This window comes from Pedobacter sp. Leaf216 (assembly GCF_001421515.1).
In the GTDB taxonomy this organism is placed as follows: domain Bacteria; phylum Bacteroidota; class Bacteroidia; order Sphingobacteriales; family Sphingobacteriaceae; genus Pedobacter.
Window position 1 is genome coordinate 124,379 of sequence record NZ_LMKM01000035.1, and the last position, 17,824, is coordinate 142,202.

The 17,824-nt window shown below is 37.0% G+C and carries 18 protein-coding genes, 1 pseudogene and 1 riboswitch; of the genes and pseudogenes, 3 read left to right on the forward strand and 16 right to left on the reverse strand.

Annotation, left to right across the window (positions count from 1 at the left end; genetic code table 11):
• Positions 1 to 424 precede the first annotated feature (424 nt).
• Positions 425 to 1,785, forward strand: a pseudogene (locus ASE74_RS21240) (MATE family efflux transporter).
• Between the two features lie 197 nt (positions 1,786 to 1,982).
• Here the strand turns inward: ASE74_RS21240 and ASE74_RS21245 are convergent.
• The 8 genes from ASE74_RS21245 to ASE74_RS21280 form a co-directional block, all read right to left on the reverse strand.
• A complete protein-coding gene (locus tag ASE74_RS21245) occupies positions 1,983 to 2,717 on the reverse strand; it encodes a hypothetical protein (RefSeq protein ID WP_055913713.1) in 735 nt (244 codons plus the stop codon).
• Between the two features lie 38 nt (positions 2,718 to 2,755).
• Positions 2,756 to 3,439, reverse strand: a complete 684-nt coding sequence (locus ASE74_RS21250) for a pseudouridine synthase (protein WP_055913716.1) — start codon at positions 3,437 to 3,439, stop codon at positions 2,756 to 2,758.
• Between the two features lie 42 nt (positions 3,440 to 3,481).
• Entirely contained in the window at positions 3,482 to 4,384 is a 903-nt protein-coding gene (locus tag ASE74_RS21255; RefSeq protein ID WP_055913719.1) for a histone deacetylase, read from the reverse strand.
• A complete protein-coding gene (locus ASE74_RS21260; protein WP_055913722.1) occupies positions 4,384 to 5,244 on the reverse strand; it encodes a bestrophin family protein in 861 nt (286 codons plus the stop codon). The genes ASE74_RS21255 and ASE74_RS21260 overlap by 1 nt, the downstream gene beginning before the upstream one ends.
• Before the next feature lie 3 nt (positions 5,245 to 5,247).
• The gene (kynU, locus tag ASE74_RS21265; protein ID WP_055913725.1) at positions 5,248 to 6,546 is read right to left on the reverse strand and encodes a kynureninase; all 1,299 of its coding nucleotides are present in this window, start codon (positions 6,544 to 6,546) and stop codon (positions 5,248 to 5,250) included.
• 66 nt (positions 6,547 to 6,612) lie between these two features.
• Positions 6,613 to 7,101, reverse strand: coding sequence for a pyridoxamine 5'-phosphate oxidase family protein (locus ASE74_RS21270; protein ID WP_055913728.1), 489 nt, complete (start codon positions 7,099 to 7,101; stop codon positions 6,613 to 6,615).
• A 54-nt stretch (positions 7,102 to 7,155) separates the two neighbouring features.
• Positions 7,156 to 7,761, reverse strand: coding sequence for a DNA-3-methyladenine glycosylase (locus ASE74_RS21275; RefSeq protein WP_055913731.1), 606 nt, complete (start codon positions 7,759 to 7,761; stop codon positions 7,156 to 7,158).
• Between the two features lie 11 nt (positions 7,762 to 7,772).
• Entirely contained in the window at positions 7,773 to 8,252 is a 480-nt protein-coding gene (locus tag ASE74_RS21280) for a GAF domain-containing protein (RefSeq protein WP_055914021.1), read from the reverse strand.
• A gap of 128 nt (positions 8,253 to 8,380) precedes the next feature.
• Between ASE74_RS21280 and ASE74_RS21285 the strand changes: the two genes are divergently transcribed.
• Positions 8,381 to 9,070 (forward strand): DUF3291 domain-containing protein, encoded by a 690-nt coding sequence (locus tag ASE74_RS21285; protein WP_055913734.1) that lies wholly within the window; start codon positions 8,381 to 8,383, stop codon positions 9,068 to 9,070.
• 23 nt (positions 9,071 to 9,093) lie between these two features.
• On the forward strand, positions 9,094 to 9,345 hold the full coding sequence (locus tag ASE74_RS21290; RefSeq protein WP_055913737.1) for a hypothetical protein: 252 nt from the start codon (positions 9,094 to 9,096) through the stop codon (positions 9,343 to 9,345).
• A gap of 741 nt (positions 9,346 to 10,086) precedes the next feature.
• Here the strand turns inward: ASE74_RS21290 and ASE74_RS21295 are convergent.
• The 8 genes from ASE74_RS21295 to ASE74_RS21335 form a co-directional block, all read right to left on the reverse strand.
• Positions 10,087 to 10,422, reverse strand: a complete 336-nt coding sequence (locus ASE74_RS21295; protein WP_055913739.1) for a Dabb family protein — start codon at positions 10,420 to 10,422, stop codon at positions 10,087 to 10,089.
• A gap of 92 nt (positions 10,423 to 10,514) precedes the next feature.
• Positions 10,515 to 11,015 carry a YMGG-like glycine zipper-containing protein gene (locus tag ASE74_RS21300; RefSeq protein ID WP_055913742.1) on the reverse strand — a complete coding sequence of 167 codons (501 nt, stop codon included), beginning with the start codon at positions 11,013 to 11,015 and terminating at the stop codon, positions 10,515 to 10,517.
• A 131-nt stretch (positions 11,016 to 11,146) separates the two neighbouring features.
• Positions 11,147 to 11,872, reverse strand: a complete 726-nt coding sequence (locus ASE74_RS21305; RefSeq protein ID WP_055913745.1) for a diphthine--ammonia ligase — start codon at positions 11,870 to 11,872, stop codon at positions 11,147 to 11,149.
• Complete coding sequence (locus tag ASE74_RS21310) at positions 11,862 to 12,548, reverse strand: Sir2 family NAD-dependent protein deacetylase (protein ID WP_055913748.1); 687 nt, start codon at positions 12,546 to 12,548, stop codon at positions 11,862 to 11,864. Before ASE74_RS21310 ends, ASE74_RS21305 begins: the two co-directional genes overlap by 11 nt.
• A gap of 26 nt (positions 12,549 to 12,574) precedes the next feature.
• A complete protein-coding gene (locus ASE74_RS21315) occupies positions 12,575 to 13,516 on the reverse strand; it encodes an ABC transporter substrate-binding protein (protein ID WP_055913752.1) in 942 nt (313 codons plus the stop codon).
• Positions 13,517 to 13,714: 198 nt separating this feature from the next.
• Positions 13,715 to 14,305 carry a DUF6580 family putative transport protein gene (locus ASE74_RS21320; RefSeq protein ID WP_055913755.1) on the reverse strand — a complete coding sequence of 197 codons (591 nt, stop codon included), beginning with the start codon at positions 14,303 to 14,305 and terminating at the stop codon, positions 13,715 to 13,717.
• Positions 14,306 to 14,345: 40 nt separating this feature from the next.
• The gene (locus tag ASE74_RS21325) at positions 14,346 to 16,214 is read right to left on the reverse strand and encodes a TonB-dependent siderophore receptor (RefSeq protein WP_055913758.1); all 1,869 of its coding nucleotides are present in this window, start codon (positions 16,212 to 16,214) and stop codon (positions 14,346 to 14,348) included.
• Positions 16,215 to 16,311: 97 nt separating this feature from the next.
• Positions 16,312 to 16,504: riboswitch (cobalamin riboswitch) on the reverse strand.
• 214 nt (positions 16,505 to 16,718) lie between these two features.
• Entirely contained in the window at positions 16,719 to 17,822 is a 1,104-nt protein-coding gene (locus tag ASE74_RS21335) for a DUF5074 domain-containing protein (protein WP_055913764.1), read from the reverse strand.
• Between the last annotated feature and the right edge of the window lie 2 nt (positions 17,823 to 17,824).

The following is a 17,824-nucleotide window of genomic DNA, read 5'->3' on the forward strand; positions in this document are numbered from 1 at the left end:
GCCTACTTTGAAAACTAAGAATGGAAGATAAAATCGTCCTCCTGAACTCGTTTCAGGATCTTTAAATTGATTTGTTAAAATAGATGCTGAAATAAATTCAGCAAGACGCATATTTGGAAAATTAAGAATGGAAGATAAAATCGTCTTCCTGAACTCTTTTCAGGATCTTTAAATCGATTTGTTGAAATAGATGCTGAAATAAATTCAGCAAGACACATACGTTGAAAATTAAGAATGGAAGATATAATCGTCATCCTGAACTCGTTTCAGGATCTTTAAATCGATTTGTTCTTTTGAAATAGATGCTGAAATAAATTCAGCAAGACGCATACTTGGAAAACTAAGAATGGACCTCCACCCCTTCTACATTAACTTTTCTACATAGCTGTAATTTCAGCATTAAAAACGCGACCTTTGCAATCTTATGTTTTCTAAAATTTACACCAAGTATAAACCTTATTATAAAGAAAACCTTCATTTGGCCTTGCCAATTGTAGGATCTCAGGTTGGCCATACGCTGGTACACATGGCCGATAGCATTATTGTAGGTCATTTCACGGATACCATTCAATTGGCAGCTGTTTCGTTGGTTAATAGTATTTTTATGCTAATTTTAGTAATCGGGCTGGGTATCTCCTATGGATTAACACCGCTTATCGCACAAGAAAATGGACGGCAGAACTATGATGAATGCGGAAAACTTTTATCCAACAGTTTAATCATTAATATCTGTGTAGGCATATTTCTGTATATTTTGGTTCAATTGGGCATACTTTTCGTGATCGATCGCCTTGATCAAACTCCAGAAGTTGTACGTTACGCAAAACCCTACTTAAATCTTTTATCTATTTCAATTATCCCATTGTTGATTTTTCAGACTTTTAAACAGTTTGCAGAAGGATTAGGCTTTACCAAACAAGCCATGTTCGTTTCCATTTGGGGAAATGCGCTCAACATTATCCTGGGAATTATTTTCGTAAAAGGAATGTTCGGCATTAAATCTATGGGGGTAGCGGCGTAGGGTTAAGTACATTAATCGACAGGGTTTTAATGGCTACAGTAATGTGTTTTTATGTATTACGCTCTAAGCATTTTAAAAAATACCTCATCAGTTTTAAAGCTACGTTTATTGATAAGCTAAGAGCCATCAAAATTGCAAAAATCGGAATGCCTGTTGCAATGCAATATTCTTTCGAAATTAGTGCTTTTAGTGGTGCTGCAGTATTAATTGGCACAATCGGAGCAGTAGAGCAGGCTGCGCATCAAATAGCCATTAGTTTAGCCGCTATGACTTATATGATTGCCAGTGGGGTGGCATCGGCCGCTACCATTAAAACAGGTAATAACTTTGGAAAGAAAAATTTTGATGATTTACGTAAATCTGCAATTGCCAGTTATCATGTTATTTTATTGTTCATGTGCTGTACAGCGGTAATTTTTGTTTTAGCAAACAATATTATGCCGTTCATTTATACAGAAGATGCTGCCGTTATTCCAATAGCAGCGCAGTTATTAATTATTGCTGGCTTTTTTCAATTGTTTGATGGTACCCAAGTAGTAGGTTTAGGTGTACTGCGTGGTATTGGTGATGTAAATATTCCTACTTTTATAACATTTCTGGCTTACTGGGTAGTAGGAATTCCTATCGGATATATACTCGGATTTAAGTTTGATTTAGGTGTTAATGGCATTTGGTACGGATTAACCCTGGGTTTGTTAACAGCTTCTATCCTATTGTTTTTAAGGTTTCAGAACAAGACGAGGGCACTAAAGGTTGATCTTTAATTTGTTTAATAACAAATGAGTTTTTAAGCGGTGATCATTATCGAGTGATCGTCATTCCCAACATGATTCGTAATGCAAGAAGCTTAAAGATTTTCTCCTGCGCGGGAAAGATGATAGTTCTTTGCAATCTGTAAGTGATAGTCTGTTGAAAAGCCATTATTGATCATTCTTCACAACATTCAGAATGACAGCAGCTATTACTTTCCACCAACATTAACCACAACACCAATAGTAAAGATCGAATTTCCTGCAGACATGTATTTACGGTTTTTCAAACCGATATTGCTACTCGTGGTATATTGTAATTGAAAGGTTTTACTTAGCGCCATGCGGGTAAAGAAAACTGGCTCAAAGAAAATATTGTCTTCTTTTGGCTGAACAACGCCATTTAAAAAGAACCTATCCATTTTAACATGGCTAATTCTGAGTGCAGTACCATAATTGATCGGGAAATCTGTGCCAAATAAACGCAGGTTGTTTTTCTTTTTCGAGCTGTAGTTTACCTGTAAAAATGTTTTTCTGTAATCTACTTCCTGTAATTCGCTGCTAATCAGCACATCATTTTTATAATCGCGGAAGGTAATGTCGCTCCATCCTTTTCCTACACCTGCATAAACCTCAATAATCCGATTGTTATCCGGACCAAATGTATCGAAATATCCGCCGCCAATCTCAATTAGTTTGTGTCCGAAATCTTTACTTTTTCTTTCACTGTTCATTCTTGAGCCACTAAAAAGCACACCAATATGATTGGAAACGGCATAAGCGCCATTGACACTGGCATTGCCTTTTAAAGAGATGTGTGCACCACCACTAAATTCACCCTGTTTGCTTAACATTGGTGTATTTGGAACGTTTGGCATATAAACTGAAGAACAACTTGCTGCAAAAAGCGCTAAAACTGGAAGTGTAAAACGTAGGTATTTAATCATAGATGTTATATAAACAGATTTTGAAGGTAAAAATTGTGTTAGTAATCCATTTTCATGAAATCCATTACCCGCTTAAATTCGTCGTGTATAGCGGCTTTTAAATGGATTCTTTCTTTGGTAACCGGATGCGCAAACTCCAATTCAGATGCGTGTAACAACATGGTGGTCATTTCCCACTGATCTTTAAAAAATTTATTCTGCTTGTTGCAGCCATGTGTCCTGTCGCCTATAATTGGATGCAGAATATGACTAAAATGCCTTCTCAATTGGTGCATTCTACCGGTTTTTGGTGTGGCTTCTATTAATGAGTACCTTGAAGTTGGATGTTTGCCAAAAGCTACTGGGATTTCTGCTCGTTGTAGGGTAATAAATGAAGTGAAAGCATCCTGCATGGTGCCATTTTCTTTTGCAAGAGGATAATCGATATCCATAGTATCAGGTGCGAAACCGCGTAAAATAGCTAGGTATTTTTTATTTGTTTCAGTATTCATAAATTGCTGATGCATAGCAATTTCAGATGGCTTATCAAAAGCAAATAACAATATTCCGCTAGTCTTTCTGTCAAGACGATGAACCGGACTAACATGCTTACCAACCTGATCTCTTAACAACTGAAGGGCAAATTCTGTTGCATCTCTGGCAATTGGTGATTGATGCACCAACAATCCATGAGGTTTGTTAATCGCAATTAAATGCTCATCCTGATAAATAATCTCCAACATATTGCCGCGAAGATAAGGATATTATGGTTTTTGCGTCATTGCCTAAGTAAATAAATCAAAAGCCAGGCGATAGGTGTTGCAATGTGCATCTACAATATCCTTAATTTCTGTAGAATAACCACCACCCATACTTACCTCAACCGGCAAATTTTTATCCTTACATGCTTGTAAAACTAACCTGTCGCGTTCTTTACAGGCAGCCTTGCTTAATGCGAGCTTACCCAACTTATCTGTAGAAAGAACATCTACTCCTGATAAATAAAACACAAAATCTGGTTTGGCACGTTCAAAAGCTTTTTTGAGGTTTACTTTTAAAATGGCAAGGTATTCATCATCCTGCACACCATCGTTTAAAGCAACGTCGAGACTGGAAATTTCTTTTCTAAAAGGAAAATTTTTATCTCCATGCATTGAAAAAGTAAATACTTTAGGCTCTGATTTAAAAATTTCTGCTGTTCCATTTCCCTGGTGTACATCTAAATCTATGATTAAGATCCGACTTGATAAACCATTATTTAATAAATAGTTAGCTGCTATGGCCTGATCATTTAACATGCAGAAACCTTCGCCCCAATCGCTACCCGCATGATGCGTACCTCCAGCCACATTAAAGGCAATCCCATTGTTTAGTGCATAATGTGCAGCATCAATTGTACCTTGTGTAATCCTTAATTCCCGTTCCAATAATTGCGCATTCAGAGGGAAACCGATCCTTCTCTGATCTTTTGCTGAAAGTGTCAAGTCTCTTAACAGCTCCCAATAGGCTTTTTTATGCGTCAATAGAATGATATCTTCCGTAACCGGCTCAGAGCTGAATAAATTGTGCTCATCTATCGTACCTTCATGTAAAAGCTGTTCAGGTATCAATTCGTATTTCAACATTGGGAAACGATGGCCTTCAGGTAGCGGATGTGCATATAACGGATGCCAGGCAATTTTAATCATCAGCCCAAAATCTCCCCTACATGTTTTTCAATATTCGTGCAGATCTGATCCACTGGAAGATCGTTTGCATCGTAGCCGAATGGGTTTTCTATTTCTTCAGCTATCAGCTCCAAACTTGCTAATACATAGAGAATAAAGGGAACAATCGGTATAACGAAATAGCCTAAACTGAACACCCATCCAAATGGTAGCGTAACAACATAAATGAAAATAAATTTTTTGATAAAAGCACTGTACGAAAATGGAATTGGTGTATTTTTAATCCGTTCACAAGCACCGCAAATATCCGTAAACTGGTTAAAATCGCTTGATAGCACGATGAATTGTTCTTGTGAAATTGCACCCTTTTCCAATAAACCATATAGTCTGTTAATCAGGCTTCCGGCAATTTGGTTTGGGATATGTTTTCCTTCTTCAACTTCGATTAAAAGACTGTTTTTTCCGAAATATACTTTTTCACGCAGGTGCTCTTTTAAACCGAAAGCATATTTAGGAATACCATATTCGAAAAATTTAACATCCTCATCTGTTAATTTAAGTGCCTTAATCTTCATTGCAAGGTTACGGCTTACATTGGTTAAAGATCCGAGCAACTTTCTGCCTTCCCACCATCTGTCGTAAGCTGTGTTGGTTCTAAAAACCAGTAGCAATGACAACACGAAGCCCAATAAACTATGCATCATTCCAACATTGGTTACATAGCTGCTTTTGGAAAGTTGGAAAAAACTCAATTCGGCAAAAGCAACCAATCCCGAAAAAATAGCTACAGCAAGCATCAATGGCCATAGTTTTCTGAACGTATCGCTTTTGTGAATATGAAAAATGAATGTACTCCAGTCTTTAGGGTTGTAGTTGATCATTTTTTAAATTTTTATTTTTAAAATATCTAAACTGACTTTCAACAGTGCCTGGCCAGCCAGAAAAACATCTTCAAATGAATTATATAAAGGCACGGCACTTAATCGGATTACATTTGGTTCGCGCCAGTCGCCAAGTACATGATTTGCCATCAGGCCATCGAAAATTTGTTTACCTTCTTGCTGTGCGATAATTGAAAGTTGGGCACCCCGATCTTCTGGTGTTTTCGGGGTAATGATTTTATACTGCGTAATTCCTAATGTTTTATTTACTTCATTAATAATGAATTCAAGGTAGTTGGTTAAAGTTATACTTTTGATTCTTAAAGGCTCAATAAATCCAGCTTGTTCAAAAAGTTGAAGTGAGGCATGGTATAAAGCCATGGGCATTACCTGCGTGCAGCTCACTTGCCAACCATCTGCCCCAGGTTCAGGAATAAAGCCTTTTTCCATCTTAAAGCGTTTGTTCTCCTGGTAGCCCCACCATCCTGCAAAGCGATTTAAATTGTTATTGTTAAAATTCTTTTCATGAACAAAGATACCACTTATGCCCCCCGGACCTGAATTTTGGTATTTGTACGAACACCAGCATGCAAAATCTACATCCCAATCGTGCAATTTCACAGGTACATTTCCAGCCGCATGTGCTAAATCCCACCCCACAATGGCACCTATTTCATGGCCGGCTTTGGTAATGGTTTTCATGTCGTACCACTGGCCCGTATAATAATTTATTCCGCCAAATAGCACTAGAGCTATATCATCGGCATTTTCTTTGATTTTAGCTAAAATGTCATCAGTATGGAGTATTTCTTCGCCTTCCTTAGGGAAAACCTCTATAATCGCTTCTTTTGGGTCGAAACCATGAAATCTCACCTGGCTTTCTATCGCATACTGATCTGAAGGGAACGCGCCCCCCTCCATAATAATTTTAAAACGTTTTCCTTTTGGTTGATAAAAGCTTACCATCAACAGGTGAAGATTTACCGTTAAGGTATTCATTGGGCAAACTTCAGCCGGTAATGCACCCACAATAGGTGCCATTAATTTTTTTAATTCCTTATGGTAGAACATCCATGGCTCATTTCCATCAAACCAACCTTCTACGGCATAGTTGGCCCAGTTATCAAGCTGCCCTTTTAAAACATCAGCTGAAACTTTAGGTTGTAGCCCTAAAGAATTGCCACACAGGTAAATAAAATCTTTATTGTTATGCTTTGGAAATATAAATTGAGACCTGAAATGACGGAGCTGATCAGCTTCATCAAGTGTTTGCGCGAATGATAAGTTATTTTCGAAATTCATTGGCTCAAAACTACAAAAAAAGCAGGCATTGTTTCCAATCCTGCTTTTCTATTTATTTAATGATTATTAAAATTTAATTGTATCGTGTTTGCCTAAATCTGGCGTATCGCCGGTAACAACTGCTTTTAACATACTGAATAATACCACAATTTTTGAAGATGAAGCATCCCAGTATTCGGCCTCTTCTGGTGTAACTTTTATCAGGATTAACCTTGGGTCTTCAACTCCATCAGGAAACCATGCCTTAACAAATGGAGAGAAATATGCTTCTTTCCTAACCTGATCATCAACAAGCTCAGCTTTTCCTTTAACAGTAAGGTATGTATTATTCGATGGATCGCTGTAAGCCAACAGCACGTTATTTTCTTTTGAAATTTCTTTTGATTTAGGCGAATATTCATTTGTGTAAAACCACAAACTGCCATCGTCTTCAATTTTTGCAGTTCCCATTGGTCTGCTGCCCATTTCATCTGATGAAGAAAATGTGGTAAACATACATGTTCTCACACTTTCGGCCATTTCTTTAAGGATTGCTATGTTTTTCTCGTTTTTCATCTTTATTTTAGTTTTATAAAGACAACAGGAAGTGCGCAAAAATGTTTCTGTAAATTAAGCCTTATTTGGTTTACTTACATATTTATTACCTTTAACATAAAACCGCCATGGCAGCAAAGCGTGTTCTTTGGCATATGCAATTCCAACGCGTGGGCTTGCAACGATATCTTCTTCTTTATATTTTATGGCATGGTCTTCTATCCAGATCTCATCCCCATTAAGGTCTTTTGTATTAAATGTCCTGTCAATTCCCAACGCTTTTGCAGCTGAGCCAGGCCCGGCAGAAATAGCACCTTTTGTGTACGGCATATTTCTTCTTTCCTCAATAATAGCTATGCCAATTAAAGGTTCAATTCCTCTAATAAGTACTGCATGGGGATCATCTTCCTTTGAACTTACAATGTTGAAAAGGTTGTGCATGCCATAGCAAAGGTATACATAAGCAATTCCGCCCTTGCTGTACATGGTTTCAGTGCGGTTTGTGCGTCGGCCACCATAAGCATGAGATGCTTTATCTTGTATTCCAAAATAAGCTTCGGTTTCTACAATAATTCCAGCAGTTAATTCATCATCTACTTTAGTGTACAAAACCTTTCCGAGCAGATCCTTGGCCAGGCCAACAACATCTTCATTGTGGTAATATTCAGGGTTTAACTTCAAAATAATATTAACTATCTGTTTAGTAAAATTGATATAACTTGCTCTAAATAAGCCTTATCTGTATCATCGAATTTATTTAGCACTTCACTATCCACATCTAAAACGCCAATAACTTCGTTGTTTACGATGAGTGGCAAAACAATTTCTGATTTAGAAGCAGATGCACAGGCAATATGTCCGGGAAACGCATCAACATCAGGCACAACAATGGTTGCTGCCTGCGCCCACGAAGTTCCGCATACGCCTTTTCCTTTTTTAATGCGTGTACAAGCCACCGGACCTTGAAACGGACCCAATACGAGTTCATCATGTTTTACCAGGTAAAAGCCTACCCAAAACCAATTAAATTGTTCTTTTAGCGCAGCAGCAACATTTGCCAGGTTTGCAATAAAATCTGTTTCGCCATACAGTAGTGCTTCAATTTGAGGGATGATGGACTGGTATTGTTCTTCTTTTGATGTGTTCCGGGTAATGGTTAAATCTTCTGCCATATTTAATGCGTTTAAGCCAAAGTTAATCATGATTTGCAAAATGCATGCGTAAAGGTGATTTAATGACGAAAATTTGAACGACAATCTATTTTTAAAATTATTAGTTTTGAACCTTATCAATTCAATTAATGATTGTAGCCTTAACCATCACGAAATTTCATCGCTTAACCATTCCTTTTGCATTTATCGGCATGGCTGTTTTAAGGTTGCCTTTATGGCTGACAAAAACATGTAGATTTTGGAAATTAATGGGGAGTGGAAAAGATGCCCAGGTTGATCTTGCGCCAGATTATAGGCATTGGGCTGTACTCACCACCTGGGACAATAGAGCTGATTGTGATCATTTTTACCGTAATTCTTTTGTAGTGAAGTGGTTCAGGTTTTTTGGAATAGAGCATTTTACCATGTTATTAGATCCTTTAGCTAGTCATGGCTTATGGTCAGGTAAACAGCCATTTATTATTTCAAAAAATAAAAGCCAGCATCAGGGTAAAATAGCAGTGATTACCCGTGCGGCCATTAAATTTAATAAGTTAAAAGAATTTAGGCAAAACATAAAACGTGCAGCAAATGCGATGAGAAATGCTCCGGGATTTGTGCTTTCTGCCGGAGTTGGTGAAAACCCATTTTTTGATCAGGCTACATTTTCCATCTGGACAGATGCGGATAGCATGAAAAATTATGCTTACAAATCATTTGATCACTCGGATGTGATTAAACTCACCAGGGAACGCCAATGGTACAAAGAAGAACTGTTTGCCCGTTTTGCTATTATAGATAGTTGGGGAACATTAAACGGGGTTTCTATCAATATATAAAAAAAAAATTAAATCATAATTAAATGAGAGTAGTAGCAGAGCTTCCACACCCGGAATGTAAGATTACCATTTTTTCAATGAACCAGAAATTTATCATCAAGTTTGAGCAGGGTACTTTTGAGCAAAGTTATAAACTGGCCGAACTAGACTTGAGTGGAGGGGGCGTTAATGATGTTTTCGAAATTATTGACGAAACGTTTATACAAACAGTAGTGGCTAAGTTTAAACTCATGCGCGCTGATTTTACTGCTGCGTATAATAGGCATCAATACTGATGGATTAAGTGTGTAAGTTATTGATTTATAGCGTATTTTATGCTGTTACAGAATTAAATTCTGACTTTTAGCCTTATTCTATGGTAATATTTGACTTGTAAGGTCTAAATTAGTTTAATTGAAAGAATTTAACTAATTGATATAAAGATAAATATGTTATCCAACAGAATATAATTTTCTAATGCTTTTTTGCCAAATAAATGGGAAGTTTTGTGGTTTTGACTTGAATGGTAAGTTTTATTTGTATTTCAGTCTTCAACCTAATTTTGAAAGATTTTAGGCCAATTAAATGATTTCTCTGCTACGGTTGAATGACGGTTCGATCGAAATAAAATTTTCTCAAATAGTGATTTAGAATAAATAGTTTAGTATAGTTCAAGGATTTCTCCGCTACGGTCGAAATGACGATTCGATAGAATTAAAATTTTCTCAGATAGTGATTGAGAATAAACAGTTTAGTGTAGTTCAAGGATTTCTCCGCTTCGGTCGAAATGACGATTCGATCGAAATAAAATTTAAGTAGTTGCGTATAGATCAAAGATTTCTCCGCTACGGTCGAAATGACGGATTTATCGATATTATATTATTCTTAATGGTAATTGAGTTTAGTTTAAAGATTTCTCCGCTTCGGTTGACATGACGTATTTATCGATGGTTTTACAAATCTATAAGTCAATTTATAATACAAAAAATGCGCATAAATAAATCTGTTTTTATCTGTGCGCATCTATGGTTAAAAGATTAAGAAATCACAGTATCGTGCACCACCACTCTATACCAGTTTTTAGAGAACTTCTCTACAGCATCTAAATGTGTTTTATCTTCCTGATAGGCATTATGATCTGCAATATTGGCAAAAGTTATGGTAAGTGAATAGGTAAATGAGTTATCGGTAACCGGGCGTACAGGTGTATTGGCTGCCAAGCCGTAACTTATGGTTTTAATGTATTTAATTGGTTTCAAACTTTCGAAGAAATTGGCGAAATCTGCAATTTCAGTTTTAGTGAGTTGAGGTTTTAGCCAGAACATTACGAAGTGTTGGATCTGGCCTTTATCAATGGTAGGGATTTCTGTCATGCGTTTTTTTCTTTAAATATATTAATCATTTTTTATTAGGCATAAAAAAAGTCCTGATGTAAATCAGGACTTTTAATATCTTTTAAAAAAGATTAGTTTTTAGGTTGTACCCTACCAGATTTTCTATCTTCACCTCTACCGATTAAATAACCGCCACCAGCTCCAACTAATCCACCGATAATAGCACCTCTACCTTTTTTCTTATCAATTAATGCACCACCAACTGCACCACCAACACCACCAATTACAGCACCTTTAGCTGCATCGCTCCATCCTTTTTTCTTAGCTGTTGGTTGTGTACCACCATATGCAGCACTTGAGCTACCACCTGAACTTGCATAAGATCTTGATGAATTTGCACCTGCTCTTCTTGCTGCTGCTAATTCTGCCTGATGCTTAGCTTCTTTTTCTTGTTCTACTTTAGCTACTTCTGCTTTTTTAAAGCTATCTAACCTTAAACTGTCTTTTACTGCTTTAACTGCTAATTCCTTTTCGGCTTGTTGTTGCTTTAATGCAGCTTCTTCTTTTGCCTTGTTGTTACAAGCAAATAAAACTGATGAACTTAATGCGATTACTACCAATATCTTTTTCATAACTTTTAATTTTTTAAATGACACTTGTTCAGCTACCTAACCTCGCTAAACAGGTTTCAATTGGATGTGTGATTTAGTTAATTACTTGTACTAAAGAAAAAATGATGCCAAAATGTTTTGAAAATGGAAAATTATTCCTCAAGGTCGATGTACCAAAAGCCGGAAAGTGCTGTGGTCGAGCATGGTGAATCTTCATTTTCTTCTTTTTTTGCTGGTGTATTATAAGTCCTAAATACCTTCTCACCTATGGTAAAAGCGATTTTATTCCTGAAAATTGGTCCCTCAAATGCGAAAGTATGAAATTCTCCGTTTTCTCCGCAGGGGTCAATATCGGCGGGTAATTGATTAATTAAATCTAGGCTGATTACTTTTCCACAATACTTTTCGAGATTTTGCTGGGTGCAAACAATGATGGTTTTATAGCTCAGGTTTAAGAATTCTACAATTAATTGTTTTGTGTTTTTTTGCCACAAAGGGAAAATTGCGGTCATTCCTATTTCTGCCAATTTATTTTCACGGTATGTACGTAAATCTTCCAGAAAAATATCACCAAAAATGGAATGCGTAATGCCTTCTTCTTTAAACCTTGTGAGGTGATGCTTCATTGTACTGTCGTAAGTTTCCATATCAGGCATTTCGCCCAAGCGGATCTCGTACAAGGGAATACCAATACTTTCAGCCTGTTTAATCAGCAGGGCTTCTCTAACACCGTGCATGGAAACCCTGTTGTATTTTTCGGTAACCGTTGTAATGAGGTAACGGATTTCTATAGTTGGATCTTGCAGGGCATAATGAAGTGCCAAAGTACTGTCTTTACCTCCGCTCCAGTTAAAAATGCAAATCTTTTTACCTGGCATCTGATAAGATTTCTTTTAGTTCTGCAACGCCTTCTACTGCGTTTTTTTCGATATTAATTACGTTTTTATAGCGTTTTACATCTGGCGTTTTCGGATCAATGATGTATTTATCTATAACAGAAGGTACAAAATCTATCAGGCCTGCTGCCGGATAAACGGCCAATGAAGTACCTATAATTACAAATATATCGGCCTGTTTGCAAAGTTTGGCTGCTACTTCGATCATTGGAACGGCTTCGCCAAACCAAACTACATGGGGCCTTAGCTGCGAACCAAGTTCGCACAGTTCGCCCATTTTAATTTCAGCTCCCTCAATGGGATATACTAATTCAGATTTGATATCGGATTGCGATTTGGTAATTACGCCATGAAGGTGGATAACTTTGGTTGAACCTGCCCTTTCGTGCAAATCATCAATATTTTGAGTAATAATTTCAACATCAAAATCTTTTTCCAGTTCAGCCAGCAGATAATGTGCATGATTGGGTTTTGCCGCTAAAACCTGACTCCTCCTTTCATTATAAAACTGCTGAACGAGTATTGGGTTTCTTTCCCAGGCTTCTGGCGTAGCCACATCGTATACATTATAACCTTCCCAAAGGCCATCAGCATCCCTAAAAGTTTTTAACCCACTTTCGGCACTGATCCCTGCTCCTGTTAAAACAACTAATTTCATAAATGTGATTGCTGTAATTTATATGGTTACACTGTTTTTAGTGTTTTAACTGATTGATTGTAATTGATGAATTTTTTGGATAGGTGTTTGTCCGCCTTAAAAATTTCGGGATGAAACATGCATGCAAGTGCTTCAATACCTTCTACCAATGTACCTACGCTCGGTTGAGTAAACATATCAAAATCGGCAATGTATACCTGCTTGTTTTTTACAGCTTCAAGATTATCCCAGCCGGCTTTCGAAGTCAACAATTGCATTTCTTCCAAACTCCTGATCTGATCGAAACCGCAAGGGGCAATTACCAAAACTTCCGGGTTGTATCTTACTACTTTATCCCATTGGGTAACGATAGAGTCTCCTGCGGGATTGGAAAGCATATCTACCCCACCAGCTGCAGCAATCTGAAATGGAATCCAGTGGCCGCAATTATAAATCGGTTCAATCCATTCCATCAGCATAATTCTTTTTAAAGGTGCGCGGTTGGCCCTAAGCTGGTCTAATATGTAATCGGTTTTATTTTGCAGGCCTGCAAGGTATTTTAATGCTACTTCTTCTTTCCCAAGTGCTTTGGCAATGGTTATGGCACATTCGAAAACATCTTTTAGGTTGTTGGGTGATAATGGTACCAGTGTAGGCTGCTTACTGAGCTTCATTACAGCCGTTTCTGTACAAACGGTATCAATATTACATACCTCGCAGATATCCTGTGTAAATACCACATCAGGTGCAATGCTTTCCAGTAATTCGTCATCAACCCAATACAAGCTTTTACCCTGTGCTTTTGAAGCCGAAAATATCCGATCGATCTCGATACTTGAATAGTTTTTACCTTCGAGTATGCAACGTACTACCTTTGGCTGATCTGCAGCCTCTTTAGGGCATTCGAATGTTACGCCATGCAAATATTCCTGCAGACCCATATCGTAGATCATTTTTGTAGCGGCAGGTAAGAAGGAAACAACTTTCATATCAATATTTTTTTTGCGTTATCCTGTTTTGTTTAACATCAGGATCAGAAACCTATAGTCTTTATAAAATGCTGATCCGGATTGTTCAGAAGAGCGCGACGAAAGTTCTAAGTTAAAAAAAATCCTCTTTTGAATCGAATCAAAAGAGGATTTCTATGTTGTTTTTTAATATTTAGTTATACCAAATATTGAATATTTTTACAATTCTTGTGTTTGTAATTTCAATACCGGGTACTTTGCCTTTAGCACTTCAAAAGCACCGAAAAGCAATGCGCCATAAATGACTGTTCCTTCAAGGAATCTGATTTCGAAAGGAATTGCCTTTACCAAACATGCCCAAAAACCAGCTACATCTTGCGTATATGCAGGGTTATTATACCAAACACCGATATCGCTTACAATCCAGTGGATAAAAACAATAACCAGGGTTGAGGCCAGCAGATTTACAACAGTTACATTTTTTAACATTGTTCTACCTACCAACACCATTAAGGCAAAGGCAAGATAAGTCCAATACCAGCCTTCATAAAGAAAACCACTGCTGTATTTGCTGAATATAGTGGCCGATAAAATAAAATCACTTAAGAATAAGCTTAATAAAGGAAAGGCAAATGCTTTTAAATTATCTTTAAAATAGGCTCCTCCAAATAAAGCTACAGCTCCTATTGATGAGAAATTAGCAAATTTTAATTCATCTGAATTGAATGTTACCAATAAACGGAATGCCGTTATGGCCAATATCATCAACAGCAAAATTAAGGTGCGTGGATTAAATTTTAAATGAGACATTTTATTTTGGTTAATATTTATAGTACAAAGTTAATTCTTATTAGTGTATATTAAAAATTACACCGGTATTAAAGTTGAAACCTAAACTATTGTAGCCAATAATTTCGTTATATTTTTCGTTAAGAATGTTTTTGGCATCAAAAAATAACTTCACTCGTTTTTTAGCCAATGCATATTCTGCGTAAGCATTAAATAGCTTGTAACCCGCTAAATCATCAACGGTATAGGTTACAAAATTTCCATCTTTACGTTTACCAAAATAACGGAAGTTGGCACTCACAAATAAGTTGCTGGTGGCCTGTGCACCTGCAGTGATACCAAAAGTATGCTTTGGTCTGCGGAAAAGATAGTTGGCAACAGCATTATCTACAAAGTTAAACTCATTACCTTCTACATATGCGTAATAACCGTTAATTGTAAATACACTGAATTTAGCTGCTGGTTCTACTTCAAAACCTTTGGTTTTCTGACTCACCTGATTGATGTATCCATTTGGAAAAGCATAAAGAATTGCATCCGTTAAATCGCGTTTGTAACCTGCCAGGCGTAAGCTAAACTGATCATCAGCAAAACTAAAGTTAACTCCTGCCTCGTAATTTTGTGATTTCTCCGGCTTTAAATCAAGGTTGGCTCCAAACTGACCAAAAAGCATATTTAGTGTAGGCACTTTAAATGCAGTTGAAACTGTTCCGAATAATTTTATCTCTTTAATAATATTAATGCTTGGGGTAATTGAGTAGGTATAGTTTTCGCCATATTGTTTGTGTTTATTGTAACGTCCGCCAATTTCAAGATTAAAAACACTTAAATCATGTAAAAATAATGATCCGTATGCGGCAAAAATATTAGTTTCGGGCTTGTTTGCTGCTGATGATAATTTCATTACGCGATTATCAATCCCTACTAATAAATCGAGTTTATTGTTTATTTTTTGGTTATAAAATAAATCCAACAATGATACCCTTCCTTCATTAAGGCTCGAAAACTGACTATGCGCATCGTTTCTTGTACTTTCAAAACTATAATTTAATGTTACTTTACCTGTAGCAAATTCGTATTTTGCATTTGTACCTGCGGCAAAGTTTTTAAGGATAGAATAGTTGTTTGCATCGGTAAATGCACCACCATCAAACTTATAATCGCCATAATAATAACGTACAAAAGGATTTACGGAAAAATGGTTATCTAATTTAATTCCAAAATTTGCGTTTAAGGCATCGGTTTTAAAACCATCTTTATCAAATGCAGCATTACTTGTTGCAGGTGTTGCCGCTTCAGAAATTCCATCTGTTTTTGCGTGGGTATAGTTGATGTTATAAGTAAAACCTTCAACACCACCGTTTAAACCAATTGTTCCTTTATAAGTTTCGTAACTGCCAGCACTGGCTACACCGTAAATGGTATTTCCCTTCGGACCAGCTTTTTTTGTAATGATATTGATTACACCTGCAACAGCATCAGATCCATAAATGGTAGATTGGCCACCTCTTAAAATTTCGATATGGTCAATCTGATCGATGGAAATCAACCTTAAATCGAAAGCGCCTCCGTTACCTGATGGATCGTTTTGTACAATACCATCAATTAACACTACAGCATAAGCACTTCCTGCACCCCTGAAAAATACTGATTTGTTTAAACCTGGATTGCTGCTTGCACCCGCAACAATAATTCCGGCTTGTTCGCTAATTAGTTCCGGCAATGATTTACCATTGCTGCGCTCTAATACCTCGCGACTGATAATGGTAACAACTTTACCTGTTTGAGATTGTTTCTGATCGTTTTTAGTTGCAGAAATTACAACATCTTTAAGCTGCAAACTGTCTTGAGTTTGCGCATTAGCCACCTGGCTAATCATTAACTGTGCAAAGCCTAAACCGGCTACAGTTAGCATTGTTTGTTTGTTCATTTGATTGTGGTTTTGCCCACAGCCAACAGATTAGAAAAGGAAATGAAAATACGAAAAACGTTAAGTACCTCAATCCTAGCTTCAATCCCCGAAAGCTATGAAATTAAACGCTAAAGGCAGGTCTTCTGACTTACTCCCGGTTTTCTGTCTTCCCGTAACGGATACCGAAACAGTGACTTATAGATTGAAAAACGTTATAGAGCTTACAGCTGCGGGACAGTTACAGATTTACACTGTATTCCCTTTTAATTCCGGGTGTAATGCCGGAAACCAAAAGCAGCGCAAATGTAGTAAAAAAAGTATAGAGCAAAGCGTAAAAAACATGGACTAGCTTTGTTGGTATTTTAATCTCTTAGGATGCTGAAGCTCCGATGAAAAAAAATCGGAAGCTGCCGCTACTATCGGGTTTATATAGGAGGGCTTGCAGTATTGAAATCCAGCATCATAAAAAAAGGCCTGCAATGATGATTTTGCAGACCTTTAAGATTGAGGCATTATAATTTTTTAGTGGAAGATAGCCAAATCATTAAAAAATATTTTTGTAAAATCGGTAGTAACGCCATCACCACCGTATTTAATTCTTTTTACCAACGCACCTGTAGAGGCATTGTAAATCAACAGGTAGTTTACGGTAGCGGCTGCGCCATAATTTTGGATTCCATTAATTACGACATAATCTTTATTTCTATCGTAACGGATCGCTCCGTAAACCATAAATGGATCTTCGGTAATATTGATAAACGGTTGCGATAACGATGTTTTATCACCATCAACGTATTTATAAATAGCCTTTCCTGAATGGTAGAAAACCGCATTTTCTTTTGTTGAAGCGGTAATTCTTGTCGGTGCATCCAGCCCAAAGGTTCCTATTGACACTGGTAAAGCCACTCCTGTAGTATCAAGGTTATTGTCTATAGCGATTAACCTGCTACCTGTAGAAGCCCAAACTTTGCCATTTGGTGTTTGTGCAAATCCACGGTTAATATTAGAGAAACTTTTTACCAGTGAATAATTATTAGCGGATACAATTTTTGCACCATTGCTCTGTAAAAGATACACATAATCGCCTTTTTTCCACATATCACCGGTATTTACAGCCCCAACAGAAGTTAGTTTATTTTGTACTGCCAATGTATTTAAATCAATCTGGTAAACACCATCATTGGCACTTACCAATCCCCTGTTTCCATCAACCTTTATAATGCTTCTCCAGTTACTGGCTTCCTGTACATATCTGGCCTCTTCTTTTAAAGTGTATTCGTTTATTTTTACAATTGGGCCATTCACCTTGCACATTAAATAAATGCTTCCGTTTATTACTGATGCAAACTGCAATGTACTCGTTTTGGCTGCATTTGATAACAGATTACCCGGGTTTTCTTTCTCGTATGCCCTAATGTTAAGGGTATCATCACCGTAACGATAAAAGCTTACTGTGCCAGCGTTTTGTCCGTAAGATCCTTCCCCAATTACAAAAAAGCCATTGTCGTATTTACCTGCAACCGGATCTATTTGTATGTTTTCTACAGTGTCCTTTTTACAAGCGTATAAACCTGTGGTTAAAATTAATGCCCCGATCAGAAGCTGTTTAAAGTTTAATTGTTTCATTA

Coding starts and splice junctions, on each gene's coding strand:
- ASE74_RS21310 (WP_055913748.1), bottom strand. CDS start 12,548: ATGAAATTAGTTGTTTTAACAGGAGCAGGGATCAGTGCCGAAAGTGGG.
- ASE74_RS21250 (WP_055913716.1), bottom strand. CDS start 3,439: ATGTTGGAGATTATTTATCAGGATGAGCATTTAATTGCGATTAACAAA.
- ASE74_RS21300 (WP_055913742.1), bottom strand. CDS start 11,015: ATGAAAAAGATATTGGTAGTAATCGCATTAAGTTCATCAGTTTTATTT.
- ASE74_RS21320 (WP_055913755.1), bottom strand. CDS start 14,305: ATGTCTCATTTAAAATTTAATCCACGCACCTTAATTTTGCTGTTGATG.
- ASE74_RS21335 (WP_055913764.1), bottom strand. CDS start 17,822: ATGAAACAATTAAACTTTAAACAGCTTCTGATCGGGGCATTAATTTTA.
- ASE74_RS21305 (WP_055913745.1), bottom strand. CDS start 11,872: ATGCCAGGTAAAAAGATTTGCATTTTTAACTGGAGCGGAGGTAAAGAC.
- ASE74_RS21245 (WP_055913713.1), bottom strand. CDS start 2,717: ATGATTAAATACCTACGTTTTACACTTCCAGTTTTAGCGCTTTTTGCA.
- ASE74_RS21255 (WP_055913719.1), bottom strand. CDS start 4,384: ATGATTAAAATTGCCTGGCATCCGTTATATGCACATCCGCTACCTGAA.
- kynU (WP_055913725.1), bottom strand. CDS start 6,546: ATGAATTTCGAAAATAACTTATCATTCGCGCAAACACTTGATGAAGCT.
- ASE74_RS21295 (WP_055913739.1), bottom strand. CDS start 10,422: ATGACAGAAATCCCTACCATTGATAAAGGCCAGATCCAACACTTCGTA.
- ASE74_RS21260 (WP_055913722.1), bottom strand. CDS start 5,244: ATGATCAACTACAACCCTAAAGACTGGAGTACATTCATTTTTCATATT.
- ASE74_RS21270 (WP_055913728.1), bottom strand. CDS start 7,101: ATGAAAAACGAGAAAAACATAGCAATCCTTAAAGAAATGGCCGAAAGT.
- ASE74_RS21290 (WP_055913737.1), top strand. CDS start 9,094: ATGAGAGTAGTAGCAGAGCTTCCACACCCGGAATGTAAGATTACCATT.
- ASE74_RS21280 (WP_055914021.1), bottom strand. CDS start 8,252: ATGGCAGAAGATTTAACCATTACCCGGAACACATCAAAAGAAGAACAA.
- ASE74_RS21315 (WP_055913752.1), bottom strand. CDS start 13,516: ATGAAAGTTGTTTCCTTCTTACCTGCCGCTACAAAAATGATCTACGAT.
- ASE74_RS21325 (WP_055913758.1), bottom strand. CDS start 16,214: ATGAACAAACAAACAATGCTAACTGTAGCCGGTTTAGGCTTTGCACAG.
- ASE74_RS21285 (WP_055913734.1), top strand. CDS start 8,381: ATGATTGTAGCCTTAACCATCACGAAATTTCATCGCTTAACCATTCCT.